The 669-nt window shown below is 64.1% G+C and carries 1 protein-coding gene; it reads left to right on the top strand.

Going from position 1 to position 669, the window contains the following annotated elements:
• Positions 1 to 669, top strand: a 669-nt coding sequence (locus NRB56_RS38160; protein ID WP_153349246.1) for a condensation domain-containing protein, incomplete at both ends; no start/stop codon positions are given.

The raw sequence follows: 669 nt of genomic DNA, 5'->3' as shown, positions 1-669 counted from the left end.
TGGTGTTGCGGAGTCGGGTGTCCGGTGGGGAGTCGTTCGAGCAGTTGGTGGCGGCGACCAAGGATGGTGATCTGGCGGCGTTCGCGCATGCGGATATTCCGTTCGAGCGGTTGGTGGAGTTGGTGAATCCGGAGCGGTCCACCGCCCGCACACCGCTGTTCCAGGTCGCACTGTCCTTCCGGAATCTGCCCGAGACGTCGTTCGAGCTCCCCGGATTGCACGTCGGGACATTCGAATACGACCTCGACACAACCCAATTCGATCTGTCACTCACCGTCGAGGAACATGCCGACGGCATGACCGGCGTGTTCTCGTTCGCCCGCGACCTGTTCGACGAATCGACAGTCGAGGTGTTCGCGCAGCGGTTCACCCGTCTCCTGGAAGGCATCATCGCCGCTCCGCGGACACCGGTCGGTGATCTGCCGTTCCTGAGTGCCGACGAATATCGCGAACTCACCCACGTCCACAGCGACGAGGTGACGGCCACCCGGCTCCTTCCCGACCTGCTCACCCACGGCACACGGCTCGGCCGTGACCGTATTGCGGTGCGGTACAACGGTCGTTCGGTCACCTACGGTGAGCTCGATGACTTGTCGTCGCGGTTGGCGCGGGTGCTGATCGGGCGTGGTGTGGGTCCGGAGAAGCTGGTGGCGGTGTCGCTGCCACGCT

Origin of the sequence: Nocardia aurantia (assembly GCF_009604425.1) — a bacterium.
GTDB lineage: Bacteria > Actinomycetota > Actinomycetes > Mycobacteriales > Mycobacteriaceae > Nocardia > Nocardia aurantia.
Note: the sequence above shows the minus strand (reverse complement) of the source record. Positions and strands in the feature narration are given on the sequence as shown.